This window comes from Micromonospora sp. NPDC049089, assembly GCF_040648775.1.
In the GTDB taxonomy this organism is placed as follows: Bacteria; Actinomycetota; Actinomycetes; order Mycobacteriales; family Micromonosporaceae; genus Micromonospora.
The window spans coordinates 1-3,273 of record NZ_JBEZEH010000356.1; the positions used below are offsets into that span (position 1 = coordinate 1).

Below are 3,273 nucleotides of genomic sequence, written 5' to 3' on the forward strand. Positions count from 1 at the left end.
GCACGCCCCAACTTCCGTGGCCGCCCGGCCCGCCTGGCCGCCGGGCCGGCGCCCGCCGCCGGCGCTGCCGCCGCCGGCGCGTTCGGTGCCACCGGCGGCGCCGCCGGTGGGGCCGCCCTGGTCGCCGGTCTCGGCGCGGGCGGTGTCGGCCTGTACGACGACGTGGTCGGCGCGCGGCCGGAGCAGAAGGCGGCCAAGGGTTTCGCCGGGCACCTCGCCGCGCTGCGCGAGGGGCGGGTCACCGCCGGTCTGGTCAAGGTCGTCGGGGTGGGCGCTGTCGGGCTGGGCGCCGCCGCGCTGCTCGCCGCCGACTCCCGGGTCGCCGCGCACCCGCGCCGGCAGCGGCACGGTGCGTTCGGCCGGGGCGTCGACGTGCTGCTCGGTGCCGGTGTGATCGCCGGCACGGCCAACCTGCTCAACCTGCTCGACCTGCGGCCGGGCCGCGCCCTCAAGTCCGGGCTGCTGCTCGCGGCGCCGTTGACCGGCGGCCCGCAGGGCGGTATCGCGGCGGGTGCGGCCGGTGCCGCCGCCGGTCTGCTCCGTGACGACCTGGCCGAGGACGTGATGCTGGGCGACAGTGGCGCGAACGCGCTCGGGGCGGTGCTCGGCGTCGCGCTCGCCGCCCGGACCGGCCCGCTCGGCCGGGCCGGTCTGCTCGCCGTCCTGGCCGGGCTCACCGCCGCCAGCGAGAAGGTCAGCTTCACCGCGGTGATCCAGCGGACCCCGGGGCTGCGCGAGCTCGACGCACTGGGCCGACGCGCCGACTGACGTGACCAGACCGGCACCCCTCGCCGGCGCCGGCCGGCTGGCCGGGGCAGCCGCGCTCATCGCCGTCCTCACCGTGGCCAGCCGACTCGCCGGCTTCGGCCGTACCGCCGTGTTCACCTGGAGCCTGGCGCCCACCGACCTCGGTGGCACCTACGTGGTGGCCAACGCGGTGCCGAACTTCATCTTCGAGATCGTCGCCGGGGGAGCCCTGGCCAGCCTCGTCGTACCGCTGCTCGCCGGTGCGGTCGCGGCGGGCGACCGGACGGCCGTGGCCCGGACCACCGGCGCGCTGCTGACCTGGACGCTGGCCCTGCTGGTTCCCCTCGCGCTGCTCGTGGTGCTGCTGGCCGGTCCGGTGGTCGAGTCGCTGGGCCATCACCTGACCACCGCCCAGCAGCAGAGCGGCGTGCGGATGCTGCGGGTCTTCGCGCCGCAACTGCCGCTGTACGGGGTCGGCATCGTGCTCACCGGGGTGCTCCAGGCCCACCGCCGTTTCGCGTGGCCGGTGCTCGCCCCGTTGCTGTCCAGCCTCACCGTCATCCTGGTGTACCTGGGGTTCACCGTCACGCAGGGCCGGTACGCCACTGTCGGCGGGGTCAGCGCCGGAGGTGAGTTGCTGCTCTCCGGCGGCACCACCCTCGGCGTGGTGGTGCTGTCGTTGTCGTTGCTGATCCCGGTCCGCCGGTTGCGCCTCGGGCTGCGACCCGGCTTCGGGTTTCCCGCCGACGCGCGGGCGAGGGTCGGCGGGTTGGCGGTGGCCGGCGCGGTCACCGTCACCACCCAGCAGATCGCGCTGATCGTCAGCCTGAACCAGGTCACCGCCGGAGCGCGGAGCAACCCGGGCGTCTACAACCTGGCGCAGACCGTCTACCTGCTGCCGTGGGCGGTGCTGGCGGTGCCGCTGGCGATCGCCGCCTACCCGACCCTGGCGGCGGCGCGGGCCGCCGGAGACGAGCGCACCTACCGGGCTACCCTGGCGCCGGCCGTGCGTGGCGTGCTCCTGTTCAGTTGCCTCGGCACGGCCGCGTTGATCGGGACCGCCGGGCCGGTGGGGCATTTCTTCTTCCCGGCGGACACCGCGTCGACGGCCGCCGCCGCGATCATCGGGTACGCCCCCGGCCTGGTCGGCTACGGCCTCTTCGCGGTGCTCACCCGGGCGCTCTACGCGCGGGGCGAGACGCGGGCGGCGACGTTCGCCACGGCGGTCGGCTTCCTGGTGGTGCCGGCCGTCGTCCTGCTGCTCGGCGCGGTGCTGCCCCTGCGGGACCGGGTGCTTGCGGTGACGGCCGCGAACTCGGTGGGGATGCTGGTGCTGGGCGCCCTGCTGCTCCTGGCGGTGCGGCGTAGCGCCGGCCGTCCCGCCCTCGCGGGAGCGGCACGGGCCGCAGCGGCCGGTGGCCTCGCCGGTGTGCTCGCCGGGCTCGCCGGGCTGGGCCTCAGCCGTTGGCTCGATCAGTCGGACGGCGGCACCCCGACGACGGCGGTGGCGTTCGGTCAGGGCATGCTGTCCGGGGTTCTGGTTGGGGTTGTGTTCCTCGCCGTGGTCTGGTTCGTCGACCGGCGGGACGTACAGCCACTGCTCGCCGGGGTGCTGCGGCGTCTGGGCCGGCGGGGGCCGTCCGGCGGTGCGCCGACACCGGGCGCGGGCTCCGCGCAGCGGGGCGACGGGAAGGAGACGGCGACGCGATGACTGAGCCACCTCTGCCCGCCGGCTGGTCGGGCACCGTCGCGTTGGTGCTCGCGTCCAGCACCGGCGGGGTCGGCCAGCACGTCCGTTCGGTGGCCCGCGGTCTCGTCGCGGGCGGCACGACAGTCCTGGTCTGCGGGCCCGCCGCCACCGAGGAGCAGTTCGACTTCACCGGTGTCGGTGCGCGGTTCGAGGCGGTGGAGATCCCGGCCAGCCCGACTCCGGCCGACGCGCGGGCGGTGCTCACGCTGCGCCGGGCGCTCGCCGCCGCCACCGTCGACGTGGTGCACGCGCACGGCCTGCGGGCCGGGTTGGTCGCCGTGCTGGCCCGTCCGGCCGTCCCGCTGATCGTCACCTGGCACAACGCGGTGCTCGCCGGGGGACTGCGGGGCGGGGTGTCCCGGCTCGTCGAACGGGTGGTCGCCCGGGGTGTGCGGGTGGCGCTCGGTGCCTCCGCGGACCTGGTGCGGCGGGCCGCCGAGGTGGGTGCCGTCGACGCCCGGCTCGCCCCGGTCGCCGCGCCGACGCTGCCCGTGCCGCGTCGACGCCCGGCGGCGGTACGCGCCGAGTTCGGCGTCCGCCCGGACCAGCCGTTGATCGTCTCGGTCGGTCGGTTGCACCCGCAGAAGCGCTACGACGTGCTGATCGACGCGGCGGCCCGCTGGCGTACGCGTACCCCGCCGCCGGTCGTGGTGATCGCGGGCAGCGGGCCGGCGTATCTGCCGCTCGCCGCGCGGACCTCCGCCGCCCGCGCCCCGGTGACCCTGCTGGGGCACCGCACCGACGTGGCCGACCTGCTCGCCGGCGCCGACCTGGCG

Annotated in this window: 3 protein-coding genes; all 3 read left to right on the forward strand. The window is 76.7% G+C overall.

The features are described from left to right. Positions 1-768 (forward strand): hypothetical protein (locus AB0B48_RS32550; protein WP_357208364.1); only part of this gene is annotated, 768 nt, incomplete at its 5' end. 1 nt (position 769) lies between these two features. Continuing rightward, positions 770-2,458: a lipid II flippase MurJ gene (locus tag AB0B48_RS32555; protein WP_357208366.1), complete on the forward strand. Its 1,689-nt coding sequence runs from the start codon at positions 770-772 to the stop codon at positions 2,456-2,458. Continuing rightward, positions 2,455-3,273: glycosyltransferase family 4 protein (locus AB0B48_RS32560; protein ID WP_357208368.1), on the forward strand; the 819-nt coding region annotated here is incomplete at its 3' end. The genes AB0B48_RS32555 and AB0B48_RS32560, both read left to right, overlap by 4 nt.